This window comes from Bacillus sp. FSL R5-0439 (assembly GCF_038008805.1).
GTDB classification, from domain to species: domain Bacteria; phylum Bacillota; class Bacilli; order Bacillales; family Bacillaceae; genus Bacillus; species Bacillus safensis.
The window spans coordinates 2907830-2933945 of the sequence record NZ_JBBOZW010000001.1 but is presented as its reverse complement, the minus strand read 5'-3'; the positions used below and the strand labels follow the sequence as shown (position 1 = coordinate 2933945).

The 26116-nt window shown below is 41.9% G+C and carries 24 protein-coding genes; 19 read left to right on the top strand and 5 right to left on the bottom strand.

The annotated features are described in order from the left end of the window. Window positions 1-9 precede the first annotated feature (9 nt). The 3 genes from sufB to NST59_RS15180 all read left to right on the top strand — a co-directional run bounded on the left by sufB (window position 10) and on the right by NST59_RS15180 (window position 4212). Entirely contained in the window at window positions 10-1407 is a 1398-nt protein-coding gene (gene sufB / locus NST59_RS15190) for a Fe-S cluster assembly protein SufB (RefSeq protein ID WP_017368012.1), read from the top strand. Between the two features lie 324 nt (window positions 1408-1731). Continuing rightward, entirely contained in the window at window positions 1732-2298 is a 567-nt protein-coding gene (locus tag NST59_RS15185; protein WP_058838126.1) for a TetR/AcrR family transcriptional regulator, read from the top strand. A gap of 57 nt (window positions 2299-2355) precedes the next feature. Next, window positions 2356-4212 carry an alpha/beta fold hydrolase gene (locus tag NST59_RS15180; RefSeq protein ID WP_106025627.1) on the top strand — a complete coding sequence of 619 codons (1857 nt, stop codon included), beginning with the start codon at window positions 2356-2358 and terminating at the stop codon, window positions 4210-4212. 167 nt (window positions 4213-4379) lie between these two features. Here NST59_RS15180 and NST59_RS15175 read toward each other — a convergent pair whose 3' ends face one another. Then, on the bottom strand, window positions 4380-5024 hold the full coding sequence (locus tag NST59_RS15175) for an FMN-dependent NADH-azoreductase (RefSeq protein WP_126682292.1): 645 nt from the start codon (window positions 5022-5024) through the stop codon (window positions 4380-4382). An 81-nt stretch (window positions 5025-5105) separates the two neighbouring features. Here NST59_RS15175 and NST59_RS15170 point away from each other — a divergent pair, with 81 nt between their 5' ends. Then, window positions 5106-6038: a helix-turn-helix transcriptional regulator gene (locus NST59_RS15170; RefSeq protein ID WP_228280172.1), complete on the top strand. Its 933-nt coding sequence runs from the start codon at window positions 5106-5108 to the stop codon at window positions 6036-6038. A gap of 83 nt (window positions 6039-6121) precedes the next feature. Here NST59_RS15170 and NST59_RS15165 read toward each other — a convergent pair whose 3' ends face one another. Beyond that, window positions 6122-7327: a DUF418 domain-containing protein gene (locus tag NST59_RS15165; protein WP_341040806.1), complete on the bottom strand. Its 1206-nt coding sequence runs from the start codon at window positions 7325-7327 to the stop codon at window positions 6122-6124. A 250-nt stretch (window positions 7328-7577) separates the two neighbouring features. Here NST59_RS15165 and NST59_RS15160 point away from each other — a divergent pair, with 250 nt between their 5' ends. The 8 genes from NST59_RS15160 to NST59_RS15125 all read left to right on the top strand — a co-directional run bounded on the left by NST59_RS15160 (window position 7578) and on the right by NST59_RS15125 (window position 15153). Further along, the gene (locus tag NST59_RS15160) at window positions 7578-8279 is read left to right on the top strand and encodes a response regulator transcription factor (protein WP_341040805.1); all 702 of its coding nucleotides are present in this window, start codon (window positions 7578-7580) and stop codon (window positions 8277-8279) included. Further along, the gene (locus tag NST59_RS15155; protein ID WP_327842169.1) at window positions 8260-9573 is read left to right on the top strand and encodes a HAMP domain-containing sensor histidine kinase; all 1314 of its coding nucleotides are present in this window, start codon (window positions 8260-8262) and stop codon (window positions 9571-9573) included. Before NST59_RS15160 ends, NST59_RS15155 begins: the two co-directional genes overlap by 20 nt. A 37-nt stretch (window positions 9574-9610) precedes the next feature. Next, window positions 9611-10039 carry a phosphate-starvation-inducible protein PsiE gene (psiE, locus tag NST59_RS15150; RefSeq protein ID WP_341040804.1) on the top strand — a complete coding sequence of 143 codons (429 nt, stop codon included), beginning with the start codon at window positions 9611-9613 and terminating at the stop codon, window positions 10037-10039. 224 nt (window positions 10040-10263) lie between these two features. Then, complete coding sequence (locus NST59_RS15145) at window positions 10264-11175, top strand: alpha/beta hydrolase (protein WP_341040803.1); 912 nt, start codon at window positions 10264-10266, stop codon at window positions 11173-11175. A 136-nt stretch (window positions 11176-11311) separates the two neighbouring features. Further along, window positions 11312-12268: an ABC transporter substrate-binding protein gene (locus tag NST59_RS15140; protein WP_338592608.1), complete on the top strand. Its 957-nt coding sequence runs from the start codon at window positions 11312-11314 to the stop codon at window positions 12266-12268. Between the two features lie 73 nt (window positions 12269-12341). After that, complete coding sequence (locus tag NST59_RS15135) at window positions 12342-13358, top strand: FecCD family ABC transporter permease (protein WP_034282660.1); 1017 nt, start codon at window positions 12342-12344, stop codon at window positions 13356-13358. Beyond that, complete coding sequence (locus tag NST59_RS15130; RefSeq protein WP_039181233.1) at window positions 13351-14388, top strand: FecCD family ABC transporter permease; 1038 nt, start codon at window positions 13351-13353, stop codon at window positions 14386-14388. The genes NST59_RS15135 and NST59_RS15130 overlap by 8 nt, the downstream gene beginning before the upstream one ends. 21 nt (window positions 14389-14409) lie before the next feature. Next, a complete protein-coding gene (locus NST59_RS15125; RefSeq protein ID WP_341040802.1) occupies window positions 14410-15153 on the top strand; it encodes an IucA/IucC family C-terminal-domain containing protein in 744 nt (247 codons plus the stop codon). A gap of 17 nt (window positions 15154-15170) precedes the next feature. On the opposite strand, the gene NST59_RS15120 is transcribed toward NST59_RS15125, so the two are convergent. Next, window positions 15171-16049, bottom strand: a complete 879-nt coding sequence (locus tag NST59_RS15120; protein ID WP_126682285.1) for an endonuclease I family protein — start codon at window positions 16047-16049, stop codon at window positions 15171-15173. 171 nt (window positions 16050-16220) lie between these two features. Here NST59_RS15120 and NST59_RS15115 point away from each other — a divergent pair, with 171 nt between their 5' ends. The 3 genes from NST59_RS15115 (at window position 16221) to NST59_RS15105 (ending at window position 19835) form a co-directional block, all read left to right on the top strand. After that, entirely contained in the window at window positions 16221-17456 is a 1236-nt protein-coding gene (locus NST59_RS15115) for a pyridoxal-phosphate-dependent aminotransferase family protein (RefSeq protein WP_126682284.1), read from the top strand. Between the two features lie 160 nt (window positions 17457-17616). Beyond that, window positions 17617-18816, top strand: a complete 1200-nt coding sequence (locus NST59_RS15110) for an MFS transporter (protein WP_126682283.1) — start codon at window positions 17617-17619, stop codon at window positions 18814-18816. A gap of 290 nt (window positions 18817-19106) precedes the next feature. After that, window positions 19107-19835 (top strand): NPP1 family protein, encoded by a 729-nt coding sequence (locus NST59_RS15105; protein ID WP_247543691.1) that lies wholly within the window; start codon window positions 19107-19109, stop codon window positions 19833-19835. 62 nt (window positions 19836-19897) lie between these two features. Here the strand turns inward: NST59_RS15105 and NST59_RS15100 are convergent, their stop codons facing one another. Together NST59_RS15100 and NST59_RS15095 are read right to left on the bottom strand one after the other, a co-directional pair. Continuing rightward, entirely contained in the window at window positions 19898-21055 is a 1158-nt protein-coding gene (locus NST59_RS15100; RefSeq protein ID WP_064498079.1) for an oxalate decarboxylase family bicupin, read from the bottom strand. 64 nt (window positions 21056-21119) lie between these two features. Then, entirely contained in the window at window positions 21120-22289 is a 1170-nt protein-coding gene (locus tag NST59_RS15095) for a PucR family transcriptional regulator (protein ID WP_126682282.1), read from the bottom strand. A gap of 305 nt (window positions 22290-22594) precedes the next feature. On the opposite strand from NST59_RS15095, the gene NST59_RS15090 reads away from it, so the two are divergent. From NST59_RS15090 to yunB, 4 genes are all read left to right on the top strand, one after another. Further along, window positions 22595-23446 (top strand): DUF72 domain-containing protein, encoded by an 852-nt coding sequence (locus NST59_RS15090; RefSeq protein ID WP_064498081.1) that lies wholly within the window; start codon window positions 22595-22597, stop codon window positions 23444-23446. A 66-nt stretch (window positions 23447-23512) separates the two neighbouring features. Further along, entirely contained in the window at window positions 23513-24886 is a 1374-nt protein-coding gene (locus NST59_RS15085) for a bifunctional metallophosphatase/5'-nucleotidase (protein ID WP_341040801.1), read from the top strand. Window positions 24887-24953: 67 nt separating this feature from the next. Beyond that, window positions 24954-25259, top strand: coding sequence for a YunC family protein (locus NST59_RS15080; RefSeq protein ID WP_024425980.1), 306 nt, complete (start codon window positions 24954-24956; stop codon window positions 25257-25259). 69 nt (window positions 25260-25328) lie between these two features. Continuing rightward, entirely contained in the window at window positions 25329-26099 is a 771-nt protein-coding gene (gene yunB / locus NST59_RS15075) for a sporulation protein YunB (RefSeq protein ID WP_082672222.1), read from the top strand. Window positions 26100-26116: the final 17 nt, after the last annotated feature.

The following is a 26116-nucleotide window of genomic DNA, read 5'->3' as shown; positions in this document are numbered from 1 at the left end:
TGAAAATGGATGGCTAAAAAAATGCCAGATGTTGGTGAATATAAATACGGCTTTTCTGATAAAGACGTTTCCATTTTCCGTTCAGAGCGCGGACTGACAAAAGAGATCGTTGAAGAAATTTCTCGTATGAAAGAAGAGCCTCAGTGGATGCTCGACTTCCGTTTGAAATCTCTTGAGCACTTTTACAACATGCCGATGCCACAATGGGGCGGAGATTTAAATGCATTAAACTTTGATGAAATTACGTACTACGTAAAGCCATCAGAGCGCTCTGAGCGTTCTTGGGATGAAGTACCAGAAGAAATCAAACAAACCTTTGATAAGCTTGGTATCCCAGAAGCAGAGCAAAAATATTTAGCAGGTGTATCTGCTCAGTATGAATCTGAAGTTGTGTATCACAACATGAAACAAGATCTTGAAGATCTAGGAATTGTGTTTAAAGATACAGACAGCGCATTAAAAGAGAACGAAGACATCTTCCGTGAGCACTGGGCAAAAGTCATTCCTCCGACTGACAACAAATTTGCTGCGCTTAACTCGGCTGTATGGTCTGGTGGGTCATTTATCTACGTACCAAAAGGCGTAAAAGTAGATACTCCACTTCAAGCATACTTCCGTATCAACTCTGAAAACATGGGTCAGTTTGAGCGTACACTGATCATCGTTGACGAAGGCGCACATGTGCATTACGTAGAAGGCTGTACGGCTCCAGTTTACACAACAAACTCACTTCACAGTGCGGTTGTTGAAATCATCGTCAAAAAAGGCGGCTACTGCCGTTATACAACGATTCAAAACTGGGCAAACAACGTCTTCAACCTTGTGACAAAACGTACGATTTGTGAAGAGAATGCAACAATGGAATGGATTGATGGAAACATCGGTTCTAAGCTGACAATGAAATACCCAGCAGTCATCCTAAAAGGTGAAGGCGCTCGTGGTATGACATTAAGTATTGCCCTTGCAGGTAAAGGTCAGCACCAAGATGCAGGTGCGAAAATGATTCACCTTGCACCAAACACATCTTCAACGATCGTATCAAAATCAATTTCGAAACAAGGCGGTAAAGTAACGTACCGCGGAATCGTTCACTTCGGACGCAAAGCAGAAGGTGCACGCTCAAACATCGAGTGTGACACACTCATCATGGATAACAAATCAACATCTGATACGATCCCTTACAATGAAATCTTAAACGACAACATTTCATTAGAGCACGAAGCGAAGGTATCGAAAGTATCAGAAGAACAGCTATTCTACTTGATGAGCCGCGGAATTTCTGAAGAAGAAGCAACAGAAATGATCGTCATGGGCTTCATCGAGCCATTCACAAAAGAACTGCCAATGGAATACGCCGTTGAAATGAACCGTTTGATTAAGTTTGAAATGGAAGGCTCTATTGGTTAATAAAGAATATTGATGCACAACGCTTTTTGAAGGCATTTAATTTCGAGTGATACCACTTGTTAATTAAGCCTTCATGGCGTTGTGTTTTTTTATGTGAATGTGGAGAGATATACAGTGTTCATCCTCAACAAATGGCTCTTATTCACATTCATGATGAAACGACAGATGTATTTAGTTCGTGAAGTCAGATCCATCCCTCCAATATCATCATCATTAAAGCCATCATATTTTTCTGTGGAATCAAACTTATTTCTAAATGAACATAAATACTTGCAACATTTAAATTAGTACTGTATAGTTCTAATTATGACAAAAGTAAAATTAATGAATCAAAAACGTGTGCTTGAAGTAGCTGCAACATTATTTTTAGAAAAAGGGTTTGCTTATACAAGTATGGATGAATTGGTACGTGTAAGCAAAGTGTCAAAGTCTAATGTGTATTATCACTTTTCTAATAAGGAGGAATTATTAGCAGGGGTCGTTGATTATTGGATTGACATGTATCAAGCTGCAATAGACGACGTAATTTCTCAGACCCAATTTTCAGTTGAAGATCGTATCCAACTGTTTTTAAAGCAATTATCACAAGGCGTTCAGTCGAGAGAGTATAAGGGCGGCTGTCCATTTATTACTCTTTATATTCAAAGTCCTGCACAGGCCACGCAAATAAAAGAAAAAATAGGTCTTTTTTTCACAGGATTACAAAAGAAAGTTTCTCTATTACTGAAACAAGGTGTAGAGAGCGGGGAATTCCGAAATACGATTCATATTGATGAGGTGGCATCACTTTTTATTACAAATCTTGAAGGAGCGTTATTTATTTCAGAAACATTGAAGGATGCCACTGTCATCACAAAAACAGCAGATCATTTATTTAACTTGCTTCGATAAAGAAGCATTTTTTTTACATCAAATTAGTACTAAGTAGTACTAAAAAGGAGACTTTATATGAAAACAGTATTTTTAACAGGTGGAACAGGCTTTATTGGAAAGCAATTAGTCGAAGAATTAGCCAAAGAGGATGTGAACATTCTTCTTTTAGTGAGGTCGAAAAGTAAAGCAACACGTATTTTTCAAGAAAGAGGCATTTTAAAACAGGAAGTGATGCACTTTATTGAAGGTGATTTAACGAAAGTAGATTTAGGTCTAAGTGCTAAAGATATGGAGATGGTGTTGAAAACGGATGTGCTGATTCACGCAGGAGGCCCCATGGATATTCAAGCGACAAGTAACGAGGCAGCTTCCGTCTTTTTAAATGGCGCCAAATATATTGGTGAATTAGCTAAAAGTATTCATCAATTGAAGGGCTTGCAGCATTTTATTCATGTTGTCGGTTATATGAGTCCCTTTGATGATGAAAATAGCAGGATTGCCATTGATGTGTTTAAAGAAGGAAACAATTATTTGAAAATCAAAAATCCATATGAGAGAACAAAATTTTTAGCAGACCTTTATATCCGTCAACAGGCCACAGCACTAGGTTATCCGCTGTCTGTCATTAATCCGCCAACTATAGTCGGCAGTAGTAAAACAGGGAGTACAGAGCAGATAGCAGGATTAGGTTTGCTTGTGACGAGTATACGAAGAGGGCTCATGCCGGTGATTCCTGGAGGTAAGGGATATAGGCTGCCACTGATTTCAAACGATGAGTTTGCAAAATTTATTGTGCAGGTTCTCAGGATCGAACAGCCGGCTATTCAAACATATACACTTGTTGAAGACAAAGAGAACGATCCGAACATTGCTGAATTATTAAGTGTGATGTCGGAAAGTATGAATATGAGGGCACCCAAAATCTCTGTCCCAATGCCGCTTATGAAAACAATAATGAAAAGTGGAGTAAGTAAAATAACAAACATTCCTTCTGATGGACTCAATTTTATGACTAAACGAACATTTTCAAATGCTTCAGTGAAAAACATAATGGGAGGGGATTGGTTTAAGAAGACGAGTGTCATGAACTTTATCCCTGCCGTAGTAGCTGATCTGGATTATCGAATGATGGATCAACATGGTGAGCATTATCATGTATTTGAGCGAACATTATGCGATAACAACACCCTTTACCAATTACAAGGAGAAGGGAAACCGTTTATTTTATTACATGGTTTATTGAGTGATGGAGAGGATTTATTTCCTTTAGCGCAAGAGCTTCATGAAAAAACGGGTCAACCTGTATGGATCTTGGATCTTCCTGGCTTGGGACGATCTCCTTTTAAACGAGAGAAAAACCTTCTAGATATCTACTTGAATGTAGTGAAAAAGTTATTTGAGAAAGCGACAAATGGTGCACATCTCATTGGTCATTCATTCGGTGCATTTATCTTACTTGAAGCATTGGGACAAGGGTACATAGATAAGAAGTATTCAATCACTTTACTTCAGCCGCCTGTTGCTAAAGAAAATGCTAAATCGCTAAATGTTCCACAATGGATGAACAAATGGACATTAAAATTAGCAACTTCTAAAATGATAGAGCGTTATTTATTAAGTAATGGTTTGTTTGAAAGGACGGAGAGCATCCCTGAACATTATATTGAAAAAATCAGAAACAGCTTTACTTCTCCTAGAATTTTAAATACGACGGTTCAGCTTAGCCATTTACTATTGAAAAACGATCACGGTGATTTCAATGAAGCAACAAAGCATAATCTTCACATGATTTGGGGGGAGTATGACAAAGGCTATTCTGCTCCATCGCATCTTGGTAAGGTTGATTTAGTTCCGTATGGCCATCATTTTCCTCTTAGCCATCCGCGTGAAACGGCAGTATTGGTTATAAATAATAGTCTTACTAGCAGTTGAGAATGTGGCATAAATAAAGTATGTCGTAATTGAAATGAAGTCGCAGTGCTTGGGGTCTCGCCGATGTACATCAACTGAAAGATTTTATAGCACCCTAAAACGAAAAAGGTGATTTTTATCAAAAAATGCACGATTTTTCGTTTTGGGTCTTTTTGATTAAATAGAAGTTAACTAGGTGCATAAAACTCCTCTAAGGTTTTCGTCATATCATCAGATGCGGATTGTAAGATGGCATCTTGCTCTAAAATCGCTGTTCCTTGTGCTCGGACAATATGAAATTGTTGAAAGCCCATCAAGTTTTGGAATATTTCTTTTAGGTAATGATGTGAAAATTCCAGAGGTGTATATCGATCGTTATTTGTGAAAATTGAGCCGCTTGCTTGAAGTAAAAGTACACGATAATCGTCAGTCATCAGACCAACAGAACCACTTTCTGTATATTTGAACGTTTCTCTCGCAATAAAGATATTATCTATATAATCTTTCATTCGTGAAGTCACATTGAAATTATGAACAGGTGACACGATCACAATTCGATGATGTGCTTTGAATTGAGCCAATAAAGCAGATGAAGCAGCGGCGATTTTTTCCTCGGCAGCCGTTAATGCTTGTTTGGATGCTTGCTTATCCCAAATTCCTAGCAGCTGTTCTTTTTCGATACGAGGGATTTCAGTTCCATATAAATGTAAAATGGTTGGTTCTTCATGAGGAAACCTTTCTTTAAATTGTGTTAAAAATAGTGTTTGCAGTTTGTTTGAATAACTTTCTCGATGAGTGAAATCTGGGTGCGCGTTAATGATTAATGTTTGCATGTACATGCTCCTTTTCTTTTGATAAGCTGAGTATAAATGATAAAGGTGACAAAAGAAGTCACCTTTTTAAGAGGGAAACAAATGAAAAAATCAGAACGATTAAACCAAGAACTTATTTTTTTAAGTGATAAACACTCTTTTCAGTTAAAGGAGTTACAATCCGAATTTGGCATTTCTAAAAGGACGGCTTTAAGGGATATAGAAGAGCTAGAGTCAATGGGCTTAGCTTTTTACGTTGAAAATGGCAGACACGGAGGATATCGATTGGTTAATCAATCTCCATTGGTTCCTATTTATTTCAATATAGAAGAAGTCCAAGCTATTTTTTTCGCTCTTAAAGCGCTAGACCTGGTGTCAGCAACACCATTTAAAAAATCCTACTCACAAATTCGGCAAAAGCTGTTTGCCACAATGTCTGATGAGAGAAAGCAAATGATTACGGAGACTTTGGATGTGATTCATTACTATAATGTCGCACCAGTTAGTGAACAAAATCATTTGGAATTGATTTTACAGGCAATGATGGAAGATCAAATAGTGAAGATGACGTACACTCAATATGAAAATAAATGGATCAGGCTGCAATTTCTTGAGTTGTTTTATCGAAATGGCATTTGGTTTACTCAAGCATATGATGTTCAAAATAAAAAGTGGGGTATCTATAGATGTGACTTTATGAAGGACATGATGATTGAAGAAGAAATCAGAGATACATTTACAAAGGAAGAATTAAAAGAACTGCAGCTCGAATATGAAAAAACTTATCATGATATCTCATTTAAATGTCGATTAACGGAACAAGGAAAAGAAAAGTTTTTGAAGCATCATTACCCAAATATGAGATTGGAGATCATTGATCATATTCCTTATATTGTGGGTGGGTACAATCAAGAAGAATTATCGTATATGACACACTATTTGATGTCATTTGGGAAACATGTGAAAATTGAATACCCAGATGAATTGAAAGAAAGTTATTTGAATCAATTGAGAGAAGTGATTGACCAGTATTGAATCACAAAAAACCAATATACTACAGAAAAGGCGAACCACTAAAGTTCGCCTTTTCTCACTCTTTTTAACTACTATGATGTCAGTTACTTCGCCACATGCATTGTGCTTGTTTTCGATTTATCATCAACCTTCCCATATGTCAGCTGACGCCAAATAAACTCCATCGGACCATATTTAAACCGCTTTAACCATAGTGTACTGAAGAGCACTAGGAAGACATAAACCCCCAGCCCAATCATGAACGTGCCAGCTGGCTGAAGATGATTGGCAAGTCCGGCTCCATATTTCAGAAATAGCATTGTGCCAATGATGGAGTGAAACAAATAACAGGTCAGTGACATGCGTCCGACTTTGGTAAAGACCATCAAAGCACCTCGCAGCTGAGGAACGTGCAGAAACAGCATCGCAAGTGTACTCATATAAAACATACTGCCAGTGAATCCCCCGTTTTGTTCCAGAGCAGTGGCAATGTTCACCCAGAGCGTACTTTCAAAAGGATTGACCGCTGCTATGATCGTGCTGCTCTGTGTAATCAGAAATGCGATTGTGAAAATGATCCAAATGCGATTCCAAATCGCTTTTTTCGCCTCCATGTTTTTGAAAAACTCCATTTTCACAAAATACACACCAAGTAAAAACATGAAGAACATAGAATAGACGGTGGAAAAAGAACTGGAAGCCATTGTGACCATGTCTGTCCACCGATCACTAATTGATGTTAAATAAGTCATACTGTTGTGGCTGGTCAGCTCGAAATCAGCAAAATCCGGCTTGCCTGATGATGTTGTGTCCATGGTATTGAACAGCATCGTAAAAAAAGGTGTGAGCAATTGAATCACAAAGAGTGTGATGAGCCAGTATAGGATGGTTTTGGCTGTGCGTTTGTAAAAGAAAAGCAATAAAAAGCCAGCGACTGCATAATAGGCCAAAATGTCACCAATCCAAACAAAGGTCAAATGCAGAAGGCCAAATCCTAAGAGAATGGTTAATCTGCGGGCAAACAGCTTGTTCGGACTGTCTACCTTCTGAGCAGCTCGGTCCATAAAAATCATAAAACCAACCCCGAATAGAAAGGAAAACAGTGTAATGAATTTCCCCGAGGCAAACCAATTCACCACATTGTGAAAGACATCATTTGACTGCATGTCAAATCCCTTGGCCGAATCCACGATCAAAAAGTAATTGACTAGAATAATCCCCATTAAGGCGAATCCTCGTACGATGTCCAAGAAATGAACCCTTTCTCGCAGACTCATCGGTTGTCCGTGTGCTACTTTGTTTGCATTCATATCCATGCTCCTTTTCTTGTTATGATAAATGTCATTCGGATCAATTCATTGATCCTTACAATGAATCAATATACGGCTCAATTCTTAACAATTTATGAAGATCCAATTTTTTGAAAATAAATGTGACAAATTGATGGCGTATGCTCAACTTCATAAACTGTTAAGGTTTATGCTGTATCTTTTCACATAGCTAGATGATATATAGTAAAGACATAAAAGAAAGAGCATCACATTACATGAGGTGAGAGACATGACCCATCGAATATTAGTCGTAGAAGATGATCAGGATATTGGTGACCTTCTGCAGGAATCCCTTTCACGTGCAGGATATGAGGTGCTAAGAGCGATGAATGGCGAGCAAGCATTGAAGTTTGTGGATGATTCGCTCGATTTGGTGATTTTAGATGTGATGATGCCTGGGCTCTCAGGCATCGAAACGTGCCAGCACATAAGAGCCTCATCTAACGTTCCGATTCTATTTCTGACAGCCAAGTCGAGCACATTCGATAAAACTGAAGGATTACTTGCCGGTGGGGATGATTATATGACAAAGCCCTTCTCAGAAGAGGAGCTTCATGCTAGAGTCATTGCACAATTACGCAGGTATACCGTCTATCAGGAAAAAAAGGAGCAGGAAGAGACCTTTCTTGTTGGGGGCAAGCTGAAGGTAAGTGAAGAATTTAATGAAGTATGGAAAGAAAACCAGCAAATTAAGCTGTCTGATCTAGAATATCGGATGTTAAAGCTGCTCATGAGCAGGCGAAACAAAATATTTTCTGCTCAAAATATTTATGAAAGCGTGTGGGGGCAGCCCTATTTCTATTGTTCCAATAATACGGTGATGGTGCATATTCGAAAGCTTCGTGCCAAAATTGAAGATGATCCTGCACGTCCTGAATATATCAAAACTGAATGGGGAAGAGGATATCGATTTGGCACATCCACATCGTAAATATACACTGGCCAAAAAGCTGGCACTGTTGATTTTGGCGGCTGCAATCGTAAGTGGTATTGTCTTTTTGACACTGCAAAAGATCACCAATGATTTGATCGATGGATATTTGAGTTCAGACGAGTATTACGAGCAGGAGTCAGCCAAGTATATACAAAAATTCAGCCGCTACGTGTCTGAGAATGAGCTGTCTTCAACGGATCGAAAAGCGTTTGGTGAGTGGGTGAAAAAAGAGAATTACATTAATTTGACCATTTTCAAGGATCAAGTGCTGCAATATGACTCTATTTATTCCGCTGCCGATGAATCGGCGTACGGAAAAGAAAGGATGACCCAGTACGCTGAACACCATTCGTATCGGGTTCAGTTTAGCGACGGTAATGGCCGCGTCATGGTGGATGGTTTCTATTCATCTCGTTACCACGATCTTGCCTTTACACTCGAGCTGCTCGGGGCGACGCTTATATTTCTCCTCATAGTTCTTCTTGGCATTCGCAAAAGTCTGCGCTACCTGCAAACGATTCATCAAGAGATTCACATTCTTGAAGGCGGAGAGCTGGACTATGAGATGACGGTAAAAGGGCATGATGAATTAGCGATGATTGCCAAAAGTATTGAGGATCTGCGAAAAGCCTTTTTGGACAAGCTTCAAGCCATTGATGACCTGCAAGAAGAGAGCCGCAGCTTGGTCACCGAAATGTCCCATGATATGAGGACACCGCTGACGTCGTTGATGATGAATCTGGAGTTTGCGAAAAAAGAAGAGACTGGAGCGGATACCCAAAAAGATCAATATATAGCGAGTGCCTACGGGAAAGCACTGCAATTAAAAAATCTGTCTGACAATCTGTTTGCCTATTTTCTGCTGGATAAAGAACATGAATCTGAGCTTGAGACCGTTGCAGTCAAAGAGGTGATTTACGATCTCCTGTCAGATCAAGTGGCCATTCTGCATCAAGAGAACTTTAAGGTTCATCTTTTAGGAGAGCTGCCTGACAGCTATATCAATGTGAATGTCGAGCTGCTTGGCCGAGTATTTGATAATGTGATGTCCAATTTAAGGAAATACGCAGATCCTAAAAAGGATATCAACCTCACGTTTTTATCCGATCAAGAAATCTTTGAGATCCATATCAGCAATGCGATAAACGAGACAAATGACACGCAGGAAAGTACTGGACTTGGTGAACGAAGCATCAAACGAATGATGTCCCGCATGCACGGGCAGTTTGAAAGTATAGAAAGGAACGATGTTTACTACATCGTGCTGCGATTTTGGAACATCAAAATGTAGAAAACAAATGAATATACTGGAATGGAGAGACAACTCAATGAAACGATTCAACAACTTCCAAAAGATACCTGATCTCTTACAAGGCCTTCTCAATATCTGTCTGTTCTTTTTGGCCATCGCTTTAAGTGTTCTCTTAATCAGTGAAACATGGTACATTGTCCAATTTGTTTATAAGACACTGTTCAATAAAGGAGAAAGCTATTATGGAATGCTTGGGGAACTGCTGATCTTCTTTATGTACTTTGAGTTTATTGCCTTAATTATTAAATACTTTAAATCCAACTTTCATTTTCCGCTTCGCTATTTTATTTATATAGGGATCACAGCAGTCATCCGTTTAATTATCATTGATCATGAAGAGGCGGTATCGACCTTCTGGTGGGCGCTGGCCATTCTTGCTATGACCTGTGCACTCTATATCGCGAGCAAAAGAGATGCTGCTCAAGAGCATGAGGAAGTGAAGTAAGGAAAGAAGACGAACGATGGACGTTCGTCTTTTGTGCATTCATAAAGAGATGTACAGTATGATGAAAGGCGTTTGACAAAGCACCGACTTCATTGACATGTTCTTATGGTATGCTTTAGAAAAAGTAAGGCCTTCCCTCTGCAAGATATGAATGAATAGGATGCAGAGGAGGATGACTAATTCGGTTTAGTCATTCTCATTTCTGGCTAAAGGAGCGAAATCAATTGACACACACCAAGACAGAAGCATTCTCGTTTACAAGTATGCAGCAGGCAGCCCCTGTACATATTCCAGAAAGACAATTCATTTCATCACATGATGGTACAAGCCTTGCGTATTATCCATTTTTATCAGAAAAGAACACGCAGGCCAATGTGATCTTGATTCATGGCGGTGGTGCTCATAGTTTGGCTGGTTATGAGCATATCGCTTACACACTGCAACATGATTTTCACGTAAATGTATTTTTACTTGATCTAAGAGGCCATGGCCATTCACAAGGAAAAAAAGGGGATACACCTAGTGTCACGGATGTATGGCAAGATATGTCGCAGGTTGTGGATGCCATTAAACAGGATCATAAAGGTGCCATCTACCTTTGTGGTCATTCTTCGGGAGCGGGCCTGCTGCTTAACTACTTGTCTTGGCCAAAAAAAAGAGAAGTAGACGGTTACTTTTTCATCGCACCTGAATTTGGCTATAAGTCAGGTACTGCAAGGGCTGATCAAATTCCTTTTGCCACCGTTCAAGTATGGAAGTTCATTCTGTCTGCGATGACAAAAGGGAGTCTGATGAGTCATTCTGAAGCGGTTCGTTTTCGTTATCCTGCATGGGCAATTGAGCAGGATCCGCTTCTGTTGACGGCTATCACCGTCAATTTATCTCTTGCCTTAACCCCATCTGCACCTAAAAAACAATTTGCGAAGATGGATCGGCCGTATGGCATGTTTGTAGGCAGCAAGGATGAGCTGTATGACGTCGAGACATTTCTTCCCTATCATGAGCTGCCGAAAGAACCAATCAAAAAACAATCAGTCTATCAAGTGCTGGAGGGACATACCCATTTGTCGATTTTATTAGAAGCGGGAAAACAGATTGGCAGGACGATCCAAATGTGGAATCATCCTATTTCATAAGAACAACTAGTCAATACTCTCCCATTTTATTAAAAATTTACATTGACACCATCCTTTTCTATGATAAAATCATAATGTGATAATGAGAATCGTTATCAAACGATATGACTACATATAGAATGGATAGGTGAGGTACATGTTCAAAAAATCTTTTTGGTCGCTATTAGTTGTGCTCTCCATCGTTTTACTTGCAGCTTGCGGCAGCAATAGCAGTGACGGCAAGTCAGGTAATAAAGAGAAAACAAGGACTGTTGAAAGCGCTATCGGTTCAACTGACAATATTAAGGATAAACCAAAGCGTATTGTGACGCTGTACCAAGGAGCAACGGATGCAGCAGTCGCTATGGGCATTAAACCAGTGGGTGTTGTTGAATCATGGCTTGAAGCACCTACGTATAAATATTTAAGAGATGACTTAAAGGATGTTAAAATTGTTGGGCAGGAAACACAGCCAAATTTAGAGGAAATTGAAAAGCTCAATCCTGATTTGATCATTGCATCAAAAATCCGCCACGAGCAAATTTTTGATCAGTTGCAAGAGATCGCTCCAACTGTTGCAACAGAAACAGTGTTCACCTTTAAAGATACAGTGAAGTTGATGGGTGAAGCGTTAAATCAGGAAGACAAATCAAAAGAATTGCTGACGAAGTGGGATGACCGTGTCGCTGACTTCAAAGAAAAAGCGAAAAAAGACATCAAAAACTGGCCAATGAGTGTGTCTGTGGTCAACTTCCGTGCAGACCATGCTAGAATCTATCAAACTGGTTTCGCAGGGTCGATTTTAACAGAGCTAGGCTTTGAAGGACCTAAGAATGTCAAAGATAAAAAGCAAGACATTATTACACTGACAGACAAAGAGAGCATTCCGCAAATGGATGCAGATGTGATCTATTACTTCATGGATGATCAAGATAAGGCGGTTGAGAAAGCATATAAAGAGTGGACGAGTCATCCTTTATGGAAGCAGCTTGACGCAGTGAAAGCGAAACAAGTGCATAAAGTAGATGAAATCACTTGGAACATGGGCGGCGGTATTATCGCTGCAAACATGATGCTTGATGATATTTACGATCGTCTAGGAATTGATAAATAAGTCATAACAGAGGAGAAAATGTGAACATACCATTTTCTCCTTTTTTCCATAACAGATTGAAAGCGGGAATTAGATGAGAAGTTTATTAAAAAAGGATTCAAGCAAGGCACTGCTTTTTGCTGGATTCATTGTGTTGATGTTGGTCTTTTTTATGCTCAGTATTTCCCTTGGGCAAACCTCAATTTCCCTCAAAGCCACCATCCATGCTTTTCTTCAATTTGATGAATCGGATCCAAACAGTGTCATTGTCATGACATCCAGATTATCAAGAGCTTTAATCGCAACGGTCGTTGGATCTAGCCTGGCGATTTCAGGTGCACTCATGCAGGCATTGACGAGAAATCCGCTTGCGGCGCCTGATTTATTAGGAATTAATGCAGGTGGACTCTTTTTTATCGTGATTTCGATTGTTTTCTTTTCAACAGAGTCGTTAACAGGCTATATGTGGACAGCCTTTCTAGGCGCAGCGATTGCAGGGATGCTCGTTTTTCTATTGGGTTCCATTGGAAGAGATGGATTGACGCCGGTCAAAATTGTCCTTGCAGGAGCGGCGATATCTGCACTGTTTGCGTCTTTTACACAAGGTCTTTTAATCGTGAATGAGCAGTCGATTCAAAGTATTTTGTTCTGGATGGCGGGTTCAGTGTCTGGAAGAAGCATTGATATGTTAATCCCTGTTTTGCCTTATATTTTAGGTGCGACGATTGTGGCGCTGCTTCTAGGACGTTCTATTAATGTTCTTTTGTCAGGAGATGATATTGCCAAAGGACTTGGCCAGCGTACACTGCTGCTGAAAATCACGATGGGTGTACTCGTCGTCTTTTTAGCAGGTGGTTCGGTCGCTGTTGCCGGTTCAATTGGTTTTGTTGGTTTTCTTGTGCCGCATATTGTGAAAAAGCTTGTCGGACCTGACCACCGCTGGGTACTGCCGTATTGTGCCGTTGTGGGGGCGTCGCTTTTACTTGCCGCGGATCTGGCGGCTCGTTTTCTGATCATGCCGCAGGAAGTGCCGATTGGTGTCATGACGGCGGTAGCAGGAGCGCCTCTATTTGTTTATCTCGTGCGCAAGGGGTTGAAGACAGGTGGCTAAAACATATACAGTGCGTTCTAAAGGCGGGCGCATTTCATTTCAATTTTCAAAGCGAACATTTTTGATTTTACTTTTATTGACGGCCATTGCCTTTGGTTTATTTATTCTCAGTCTCAGTATGGGAAGCCGGTTCATTCAGCCGGTGGATGTGCTGCTTCATTTAATCGGTCAGGGAGAGGGCAATTCCTTTGTGTTAAATACGCTGAGGATTCCACGAACGCTGCTGGCTGTCTTAGTCGGAGCCTCCCTTGCGGTATCAGGGCTTATTTTGCAAGGATTGATCCGCAACCCGCTGGCATCTCCTGACATCATTGGGATTACGAGTGGTGCTTCGTTTGGTGCGATTATGTTCATCGTCTTTTGGATGGGCACTGTGCCTATTGCTTATCAATCCTTATGGGCGATTGCCGGTGCTTTTGCGGTATCGTGCCTAATCTATTTGCTGTCATGGAAAAAAGGGGTCAAACCGATCACACTTGTCCTAATGGGAATTGGGATTTCTGCCATTATGAAGGCATGTGTGACGTTTACGCTTGTTCTTAGTGATACGATGACAACGACAAAGTCATATATCTGGCTGACGGGCAGCTTATATGGTTCTACGATGAAAGACGTCACGGCGATGCTTCCTTGGGTGATGATTATTTTACCGATTGTCATGGTGTTAGCAAGAACGATGAATGTAAAAGAACTTGGAGATGATCTTGCAACAGGTCTCGGGGTAAAAGTGCAGGCGAAACGATTATTCTTTCTCCTGATGAGTGTGACATTGGCTGGTGTTGCAGTCGCATTTGCAGGCGGCATTGAATTTGTTGGACTCATGGCGCCGCACGTTGCACGGATGATCATTGGACGTTCATTCATAGCACTTGTCCCAGCATCTGCGCTTGTTGGAAGTATTCTCGTGATGCTGGCTGATCTTGTGGCTAGAACCGCATTTCTACCGTTAGATGTCCCAGCAGGTGTATTTACGGCAGCTATTGGTGCACCGTTCTTTATTTATTTGTTATATCAACAGCGCAATCGATAAACAGAAGAAGGGGGTTTTGATATGAGGCCAGAGTGGGTTGAGAGAGAATTACTTGATTTCGGGGTACACATCACAAATGGACCAATGACATCTGATCGCACACTTGCTGCGCTTTTTTCAGAAGAAGCCGTCATACGTTTATTAGAAGCTGAAAAGAAAGCGATGCATGCACCCAATCTTGCGGTAGCAGCTTCTATGTTTTCAAAGCGGTATGCCTATTTAGCCGTCAGTTCCTCTTTATATTTGATGACGCTGTATGACGGTGTCTATCAGTTTTCACCAGCAGCATGTGCATTTAGAGAGGATCGGAAAATTGAAGTGGATGAGGCGGCGTGTTCGTTTGTTCCACTAGAAGGAGATCGGCATGAGTGGAGAGAGAAGGTCGTACGTGCGCTGTTTACGGAGTGTGTCACACCTATTTTAGACGTGCTGAACCGCACATCAAAACTCTCTTCTCGTATTTTATGGGAAAATGTAGCGGTTCGAATCAACTCTCTTTATCGAAGCATGATGCGGGAAGCGGAAGAACCTGCGGTGAAGCAGCGCGTGCGGGAGGATTATCTGTTCCTGAAGCAGGCGGCTGGTGATGTATTTGGAGCTCAGCAAAATCCATTTCAGCACAGTTTAAACCTAGACGACAGCTTACTTGAAACATCCAACCGGAAAACCTGCTGTATGTATTATAAGCTTGAGAAAAAATCAGAGAGTCTTGATTATTGTCTTGTTTGTCCTCTTGAACAAAAGAAAGGCACTGCTTGCTCGTAGCATAGCAGTGCCTTTTTTTATTCCCAAATCCCACTTGCCCATTCAGGATGATCAATAAAAGGATTGCGGTTGTGCTGATACGTTTGATATATGATCTCATTGCGGTTCCGTTCGATTTGATCGACTGGGTCCTGCTTGTGCCATTTGAGAAGCACAGACATTTTGCCGTGAAGAGGCGAGCTTCCATTATTCACTTTGTCATTTAATTCTAAATCTGGAAAGCGGTCATCACCTTCGTAGCGAACCGCCATATAAAAGAGCATTCTCGCAACATCTCCTTTGACCCGGCTGTGAGGTTCGAAGGAGTCGCTATCGTAGAAATTGCCCGGCGCCCCTTTGTATTCATTACCGCCTGTATCAAAATCTAAATTTCCACGTGTGCTGTTCGTTTGCACATCTGTCGCACGAAGGTGGTGGAGATCTGTCCCAGGCCCCTGGCTTGTCCCAAAATTGCCATGAGACTTGGCCCAGACATGCTCTCTGTTCCACTGGCCGACATTCCCGCCATTCGCTTGCTTTGAGCGGGAGGCACCACTATAAAGCAGCAGCACATTGTTTGGGTTATTGGGGTCTTCATCTGTTTTCTTTAATGCATCCCAAACCTGGCTGTAGGATAGCTGCGTATGATCATCAATGATATCGTGTAAAGCTTTTTTAAGAGTGGGTCCTGATTTGCCAGTAGCAGATTGGTAATAGGAATCGATTTGACTTGTGGCGGCAGTTTGCGTTTGTTGTGCAGATGTTTCGTTTTGAAGCTGTAACGGGGAAAAGGTGATCGTTTGACTAGGTTCATTCAGATTGAAACCTTGAGCGTTTGCAGCTGGAGGCAGCGGGGCGGCGAATGTGCCGAATATCATGATTCCGGCGGCCACAGTTCCAAATAAAGTTCTTTTCATTCGATTTCCTCCTTGATAGGGAATGTATTCTCTTTATTTCTATCATATTGTGATGAAGAAATAAATGGATTTCTCGTAAATTTTATGTAATGAGTTCGTAGGAAAAGAGATTGCTATTTTAGGAGCATTCCTGTATAAGTGGGCTTATAAGGATGGACAGCAAGGGAGAGGATGGATAACGTGAAAGAACTGCAAACACCTTCGAGAACGATAATGACACCGGGGCCCGTAGAAGTAGACCCGAGAGTGCTCCGTGTGATGAGCACCCCTATTCTTGGTCAATTTGATCCAGCATTTACACACATAATGAACGAAACAATGACCTTATTGCGGTCACTTTTTCAAACAGAAAACAAATGGGCTTATCCAATTGACGGTACGTCCCGTTCAGGGCTTGAAGCTGTGCTCGCCAGTGTGATTGAGCCGGGAGATTCGATGCTTGTGCCTGTCTTTGGACGCTTCGGTCACTTGCTCATTGAAATAGGGCAGCGCTACGGTGCTGAAGTACATACTATGGAATGTGAATGGGGGACGGTTTTTGATCCTGCCGACATCATCCAAGAAATAAAGCAGGTCAAGCCTAAAATCGTTGCCATGGTTCATGGTGAAACATCCACCGGACGATTGCAGCCGCTCAAGCAAATTGGTGAAGCATGCCGGGTTCTTGATGCACTGTTCATTGTAGACGCTGTGGCAACCATTGGCGGTGTCGAGGTAAAAGTGGACGAATGGAAAATAGATGCGGCGATTGGCGGCACGCAGAAATGTTTATCTGTACCATCAGGCATGTCACCTATTACATATAATGACCGAGTCGCAGCTGTCATTGAATCGAGAAAGAAAGTAGAAAAAGGGATTGCGACACAGGATGAATTACAAAAACAGATCGATATTTCTCCAATCAAAAGCAATTATTTTGATTTAAGCCAGCTTCAGGATTATTGGAGCCCAAGACGATTAAATCATCATACAGAAGCGACAACGATGCTCTATGCACTGCGAGAAGGGGTTCGTCTTGTGCTGGAAGAAGGGCTATCTGAACGTTTTCAAAGACACGCGTATCATGAAAAAGCCTTGATGAAAGGTCTTGAAGCGATGGGGCTTGAATTGTTTGGTGATCCAGATTGTAAAATGCCGGTTGTGACCTGTGTTGTCATTCCAAAGGGTATTGACGGAGAAGCGGTCCGTTTCGACCTGCTTCATCATTTTGGAATTGAGATTGCAAGCTCCTTTGGTCCGCTTGCCGGCCGTATATGGAGAATTGGGACAATGGGCTACAGCTGCCGAAAGGAAAATGTGCTGTTTGTGTTAGCGGGGCTGGAAGCGATTCTCATCAAACACGGTGCATCTATCCATTGCGGAGCAGGGCTTCAGGCGGCTCTTTCTATCTATGAACAAGCTGAATAACGAGCTCCAACATACTCGCCACTGGCGGGTATTTTTTTATTTGGAAAAGAACGCTAATTTTTGAAAAACTAGACTTATAGATAAGGTTATCGCTATACTGGAGAAGTTCTCATCCTTTTTGTCATCATTTTCATTTATTTTGCAGAAAGAGGTTTTTTGTATGAAGAAGATGGGCAGATTATACATTTTGATGCTCAATATTTTTATTGCCATGCTTGGCTTTGGCCTCATTGTACCTGTTATGCCGAGTTACATCGAAGCCTTTGGCGCAACAGGAAAAACACTCGGTTTTCTTGTCGCTGCAACAGGCCTCACACAATTCGCTTTATCGCCGATCGCCGGCGCACTGACCGATCGATTTGGACGAAGAAAATTGATCATTGCCGGGATTGCCGGCTTTACGATTGCTCAGTTTATTTTTGCTTTTGCTGATCAGCTTTGGATGCTGTTTGTGTCTCGCTTTTTAGGCGGTGCTGCCGGGGCTTTGCTCATGCCGGCCATGTTTGCATACATCGCTGATATCACAAGTGAAAAGGACCGAGGGAAAGGAATGGGTCTATTCAGTGCAGCGATGACACTAGGTTTTGTCATTGGGCCGGGCGTAGGCGGCTATTTGGTTGAGTACGGGATCGCTTTTCCATTTCTCATTGCCGGTTCCTTTGCCGCCCTTTCTACTTTGTTATCCATCCTATTCTTACCTGAAACATTAACAAAGGAAAAGCAGGAAGAGGCGCGGCTCAACAAGGACATTCATTTCAATCCTTTTGTACAAATGATCGAGGCCCTAAAGACATCGTACGGCTTTTTGTTTATATTGGCCTTTGTCCTCAATTTCGGGATCATTCACTTTGAATCGATTTTCGGCTTATATGTAGACCAAAAACACGGATTTTCACCGAAGGATATTGCGTTTGTGATTACGGTTGCGGGTCTCGCTGGGGTGCTTGTCCAAGGTGCGTTAGTGAATGCCTGTGTGAAACGATTTGGAGAGATGAGAGTCGTGCGTTATGCGCTGTTAGGTGCGGCTTTCATGCTGATCGCCTGCCGTTTTGCGCCGTCCTTTTGGTTGATCTTTACAGGTTCGATTTTATTTTTATCGGCTACGTCATTTGTCCGTCCAGCCCTCAATACATTGCTGTCCAAGATGGCAGGCAATCAGCAAGGGGTGGCAGGCGGTCTCAATACATCCTTTATGAGCCTTGCCAATATCGTCGGACCGAGTCTTGCTGGTATATTATTTGATGTGAATATTGAGTTTCCTTTTATGTTTGGAACACTGGTGCTTTGCGTCAGTTTCGCTGCATCCATCGTGTGGGGGAAAAAAGTGCAGCATGCTCATGCAGCGCAAGGAAGATTGTAGTTGATCTACAATCTTTTTTTATTGAATGAAATACATCTAGAAAAATTCCAATTAGAAATAGTATATGTTTTATATTTTATCTAAATGAATAGTATAGTTTATCAATATTTACACCTTTTACTGAGATGAAATCCATAAATTTAGGTCTTTGAGATTAATAAAACCTTGTTAATAAAATACTAAAACATACATTTTGTGTAAAAAGTGATTGATTGGCTTTTTCCACAATGGTAACATCAATCTCGACAGCATGAGGTAACTGAGATAATCAAGAGAAAAGGGGATAGAAAATGAAGAAGTTTATGTTTGCCATTATATTTTTTATCGTCACCATGTTTAGTACAGCAGTGCCATCAGCAGTTCATGCGGCAGAAATTGATCATGACAAGGTAGTTGGTTTTAGAGAAGTCAATCCAACAACTGTTACACAAAAAGCAGCGAAAAAATTTCAGCCTTATTTGAAAGTATGGCATGGATGTGTACCATTCCCAGCTGTAGATGCTACTGGAAACACAAGCAGAGGGTTAAAAACGAGCGGTTCACATAATGGTGGATGCAGCAGTAATATCGGTCAAGTATATTCACGTTCAGATTGGTACAATGGCAGCTGGGCAATTATGTATGCTTGGTATTTCCCAAAAGATAATCCTTCACCGGGCTTTGGTCATCGTCATGACTGGGAATCCATTGTCGTTTGGATTGACAACCCAGCTGTAGCGAGCCCGCGTGTTCAATCGATTGCTTACTCAGGTCATGGGCAATATAAGAAAGCAGCACCGAGTGCCGCAAGTATTTTAGGAACAAATCCTTTGGTTGGTTATGATAGCAATTGGCCATTGAACCACGAGCTGGATGTAAGCGGCAATGTGAGCGGTAAAGGGATGCAGCCTTTAATTGGCTGGGATGATCTAACGCCGGCAGCAAGACATGCATTGAATACAACAGACTTTGGTAGTGCCAACGTACCATTCAAGGACAGTAACTTTAAAAACAATTTAGCAAAAGCTTGGTATCGATAAGAGTTAACCATGATAAAACCGATCATCTAAAAAATGATCGGTTTTTTATCAATAAAATCGCATCATCTCTCATATTTCACGACAGGTGATTTTTCTTTATGAAGCGCACGAATCATTGCATCATCTACGTGTAAATGCTCTTTCACTAATTGAGGCGGAGTTAAGGCCATCCACTGATTCAACGAAATATCTGCAAATCGGTCACTTTTAAAAATTTCTAAAAACCAAAGGCTCGTTTGGCCGATATTTTGGATGTAATGCCCCATACCAAAAGGAACATATCCAACATCACCTGCTCTGTAATTAAAGGTGCGGGCAGTACCTCCTGCTCCAAAGACCGTCATTTTGGCCGTGCCGGTTAAATAGTATTGCCACTCATCATTATTAGGGTGCCAGTGCATTTCTCTCATGCCGCCAGGTTTTACTTCGACAAGTGCAGCGGCAATCGTTTTTGAAATCGGGAAATTCTGTGAGTCGACAATTCGGACGGTTCCGCCTGAGGTCGTTAGCGGCTTTTGACGAAGAAGCTGGTGCGTAAATGGCGGCTTAATGCTCCCGTATGGATCAGATACCATTTGGCTTTCTAAAGATGCCGGCGGTGAGCCTTGAAACATATAGCGCTGCTTATTCGGAATACGGTCAAACAATTTCTTAGGAACACCAAAATTGGCGGATAGAATCTCTTTTGGTGTATGGGCAAACCAGTCTGTGATCGTGAATGTATCAAATTCAGAAAAATCGCCATCATCAAATACAAGAAGGAACTCACATCCATCCTCAAGTCCTTGGATGGAGTGCGGGATACCAGGTGGAAAATACCACAAATCACCTTCTTCTATATCAGCGATCATATTTCGCCCTTCTTCATCTACAGATGTGATGCGGGCTTTGCCTAAAATCATATACGCCCATTCCGCCTGTTTATGCCAATGAAGCTCACGAACACCTCCGCGTGTGAGCCGCATGTTGACACCTGCAATCGTTGTTGAAACAGGCAGCTCCCGCTTCGTAATTTCCCTCGACCAGCCGCCGTGATTCAAATGCATGTGTGTATCAGAAAATGAAAATTTCAAATTAGGAATGGTTCCGGCATCGGTTTTAGGGGGAACGAGCATATCTGGGTTCTCTATATCTCGAAGGACATCACGCGGGCCTAAGTCGGTGGCACCCGCGCCATCCTTTCGAATGGGCTGCGGGATGTGACGGAGCTCATCATCCATTTGTCATCCCTCCTCGAGACTCATTTTTCTCTTCCAAACTATATGAAGCTTCGGAAGAAAAAATTCAATCAGGATGGGATGTGAGAAACCTTTGAATACGGAAGGCTAAGCGCAGCCGCAATGTTGCGTCAGGATCTTTTAAGCTGATTCGAAGCAATTCTTCACACTTCTCAAGGCGATAAATGACCGTGTTGCGATGAATAGACAATCGTTTGGCTGTTTCTGAAATGTGGCAATGGGTTTCTAAATAGACAGACAAGGTGTGAAGAAGACTTTGATCGACTTGTGATGGTTCAGATAACGGGTGTAGGTGCAGCTGGTGAAACGTGATCATATCCTTTCTTGGAATAAGCCTTAGTAAATCTGGTACATCCTTCGCCTGATAGAATTGAATATAATCAGTTCGCGATGAGAGATGTCCGGTTTGAAGAGCCTCTAATGCTTCATTGTAGCCCTCAGACAGATGGTGGATTAGGCAGGCGGTCAAACTCACCCCAAAAGAAATGGTGTGATTCAATTGCAGTTTAACAAGCAGCTGCAATTGTTTTAAAAAAGAGATGAGACTGCCGCTAACCTCCGGCCAACTGCCAGTCTCCTCCATCAATACAACACCCATATCACCTTTGACAAACAGAAAGGCAGGAAATGGGCAGTTTAGAAGTGCGCTTTCGAGCAGATCAATCACATGATCTAAAACCATTTGCTGCTTCATAAAACATGTGGTATCACTACGCTGGTCAAGCTGACAGATCATACATAGATAGCGGCATTCGGCGCTTAATCCAAACGATTGAGCGAAATGTAAATGATCATGCTGGGAAGACGATGCCCTCTCTATCCATCTGCGAAAACCCTCATTTCTAGCACGCTTGGCCATTTGCAGGGCGGCATATTGTCTCATACGAGCAATCGACATTTCGTTCACTGCTTTTGCAATCATCCCATGCAATGCTTTATTCTGCGGGTGAATGAAAGAAAGGATGACCAGGTAATCACATGTTTGTTCGTTTAAATCAATCGGAAAGATGGAAAAGGTTTGTTTAGCATGTATCATCGAAAAAGACTGAGTTGTCCTGCTTCGAAAAAAGGGGAGAATGTGCATCCATTCTGGGCTCGTCATCATGGAGTTCGAGGTATACAGTATACGTCCATACTGGTTAAACAAATAGACAGGCTCGTGAATATTTCTGGCTATTTTTTGTAATATGTCAAACTGGTTATCGTCTATGTTCATATCCACTCAATCTCCTTTATTGGTGAAGATGAATAAAAAAATGGACAATCACTGTCAACATCTCTGATATGCATTTTATGTTATCAGCTAAAATCATTTTAGATAGAAAGTTGTTAATTAATATGACAAACAAACAGAGCGTCAGGATAAAATCACGTGCCGCCAGTCATCTTCATTCAGAATTACGAGCAAATATGATATGTTGTAGACAGAAGAATTTCTTTCAGAAATATGGGTATCACAAGGAACAAAGGCTTTGATGTGAGGAAGCCGTCTATACATGAGAGTGGCAAGAGGTGAGAAACATGATTTATATCGGATTAACTGGCTGGGGAGATCATGACAGTCTTTATCCGCCGAAAATTGGCAGCGCGCAAAAGCTGTTTCACTACGCATCAACGTTTCCCATTGTGGAACTAGATGCCAGCTTTTATGCGGTTCAGCCTGAGCGTAATCATGAAAAATGGATAAAGGATACTCCGGATGACTTTCAGTTTGTTGTGAAAGCATACCAAGGGATGACTGGACATCAAAGGGGGGAGATTCCGTTTGCTTCGAAGGAGGACATGTTTGATGCATTTATTCTTTCGCTGACTCCGCTCATTCGTGAAGGGAAACTCGCCATGGTGCTCTTTCAATTTCCACCTTGGTTTGATTGCAAAAAAGAGCACGTCCACTATTTAAGATGGTGTAAGGAGAAGATGGGTGATATTCCTTGTGCTCTCGAATTCCGAAACCGTACATGGTTTTCAGAGGAATTTTATGAGCAGACTTTATCCTTTATGGAAAAGGAAGGATGGATTCATTCCGTCTGTGATGAACCGCAAGTCGGAGAAGGCTCCATTCCGCCAGTCATACAAGCTACACACCGTGATAAAACATTGGTCCGATTTCACGGGAGGAATAAACAGGGCTGGCTTCACCCGGCAGACCATGAGAATTGGCGTGAAGTGAGATACTTATATTTATATAATGAAGCTGAATTAAAAGAGTGGAAAAAGAATCTCGACATCCTGCATCAGCAATCGAAAGATGTCTATGTCGTGTTTAATAATAACTCCGGCGGAGATGCAGCGGCAAATGGACAGCAGATGATTGATTTGCTGGATATCACGTATTCAAGCCTGTCTCCGAAGCAGTTAGATTTATTTAGTTAACCGAGAGCTGACTGAAGCTTTCAACCTGAATGAGACGGTCAGTGACAACTTGAGGGAGAGATCAACATGCTGCAGAAGCTATGGTTATATCATACAAACGACTTGCACAGCCACTTTGAGAACTGGCCAAAAATTGCAGCTTATATTGAAGAAAAGCGTCAAGTTCACGATCAGATGCTCTTGTTTGATATTGGCGACCATATGGATCGAGTGAACCTCGTATCCGAAGCTGATTATGGAAAGGTAAATGTCAAGCTCCTCAATCAGCTTGGCTATGATGGAGTTACGATCGGGAATAATGAAGGCATTACGCTGCCTCATGATCAGCTGGATCACCTATATGAGAATGCACAATTTCCTGTGGTCCTGTCTAATCTATTTGAGAAAGGCAAAAGGCCATCATGGGCAAAGCCCTATCATATGATCACAATGGAAAACGGACTGAGAATATGTCTCTTAGGCGTGACCATTGCGTATACACCTGTTTATGAAAAGCTGGGCTGGAACATTACTGATCCATTTGACAGCATACGGGACATGTTGCAGGAAGTGAAGGGACAGGCAGATGTCATTGTGCTCTTATCCCATCTCGGTATTATCCATGATCGAGAGGTCGCCCGTGACTTCCCTGAAATCGACATCATCCTAGGCTCGCACACGCATCATCTGTTAGAACAAGGTGAAATGGACAATGGGGTGCTTCTTGCATGCGCTGAAAAGTATGGGCATTATATTGGCTGCGTCGAGCTGACAATCGATACAGCACGCAAAGAGCTGATAGAGAAAAAGGCGACAGTGCAGTCAGTGGATCAGCTCATCAGTGAATCAGATGAAGCCATCACCACCTTACAGCAGGCAGAAAGAAGAGCGAAAGCACTCATGCAGGAAAAAGTCACAACAATTGAGTCGAAGCTAGAAACGAAGTGGTTCGACGAATCTCCGCTTCCGCAGCTCTTAACAGATGCCATTAAAGATTGGGGCGAGGCAGATATTGGCATGATGAATGCGGGTATGGTGCTTGATTCATTAGAGGCAGGGATCGTCACAAGAGAAGAAATCCACCGGATATGTCCGCATCCTATTAATCCCATTCGGGTGACGCTTACCGGTCAACAGCTCATCGAAACGGTTCGGCGGGGCTGTGAAGAAAAAATGGAACAGCTGCGCATTAAAGGCTTCGGCTTTAGAGGTGAGCTGATGGGGAAAATGCTATATAGCGGACTCAGCTATACGTTAGAAGAAGGCGAGGCCAAACGGGTGAAGGATGTCTTTGTACATGGTCAATTGATCAAAAAAGACGCCTCCTATACAGTTGGCACAGTCGATATGTATACATTAGGCTCTCTTTTTCCTCATATCCGTGATCACGATCACATTGAATATTTCATGCCTGAATTTCTACGTGATGTTCTGACATGGCGCTTGAAGGAAGCCACATGAAATCCGCTTCAGCCTAACAACACGCGCCCTCTTTTCACATAGATTGTGATGAGAGGAGTGAAGGGATTTGGTGAATTTAACACCTATTACAATTGATGGCCATTCCTTTACAGCGGTCACCGTCAAACTGCCGAAGACAAATTTCATGGCAGTAACAAATGAACACGGGTATATCATGTGCGGTGCACTTGATGTCGGGCTCTTGAATGAAAAGCTTGCAGATAGAGGAATTATTGCAGGAAGAGCAGTTGGGGTAAGAACCATTGAGCAATTGCTCGATGCTCCTTTAGAATCTGTGACATACGCCGCAGAAGCACTGGGTATCTCTGCTGGAACAATTGGAAGAGATGCATTATTAAAAATGGTGAAATAAAATAGAGAGATGATTCCTATCCCCCCGCCTGTCTGCATACACATGTAATGGAGAAGGGGGGATTTTTTATTGAGAATGAACCGCCGTTATCGCCCCTACAAGAAGGGCCCTTTGCCATTTCGTTACGTCATGCTGCTTGCCATCGTATTCTTTGTGCTTTCAACCGTGATTAGTTTATTTTTTATCAACCGATCCATTAAACCAACCCTTATTCACATTGCTGAACTAGAAACAGAGCGCATTGCCAATCACCTCATACAATATTCAGTTCAAGACTTTGCAGACGATCAGGAGAATATGAAGGATATGGTGGTCATGAATACAAGTGAGAACGGAAAAGTGACGACCATCGATTTTAATGCGCAAGCAACATCGAAAGCCATGGCTGACCTATCACGTCATCTTCAGAAAAATTTAGAGGACATTGAAAAGGGGAACTTTCAAAAAGAGGCAAAAGAAGCGTTAAAGGATCAAGCAGATGGACATGACGGCATTATATATAACATTCCGCTCGGTCAGGCATCCGGAAATGCACTCATCGCCAACCTCGGACCAAAAGTACCTGTACGCTTTAGTGTGATTGGTGATCCGCACACGGACGTTGAGAAAAACATTAAGCCTTATGGCATCAACAATGCCTTGATTGATATTAGTGTTCTGATCGAGGTTAAGGTAAGAGTCATTATCCCATTTGCTTCTGAAACAATCGTAGTCAAAAACTCTGTTCCTGTCTCCATACAAGCCGTTCAAGGAGACGTACCAGATTATTATAATGGCAGCGGAACAAATTCAGGTGCTCCACCAATTGTTCTCCCAGAGAAAAAGGAGAAAAAGGAATAACAGCCCAACAATGATTG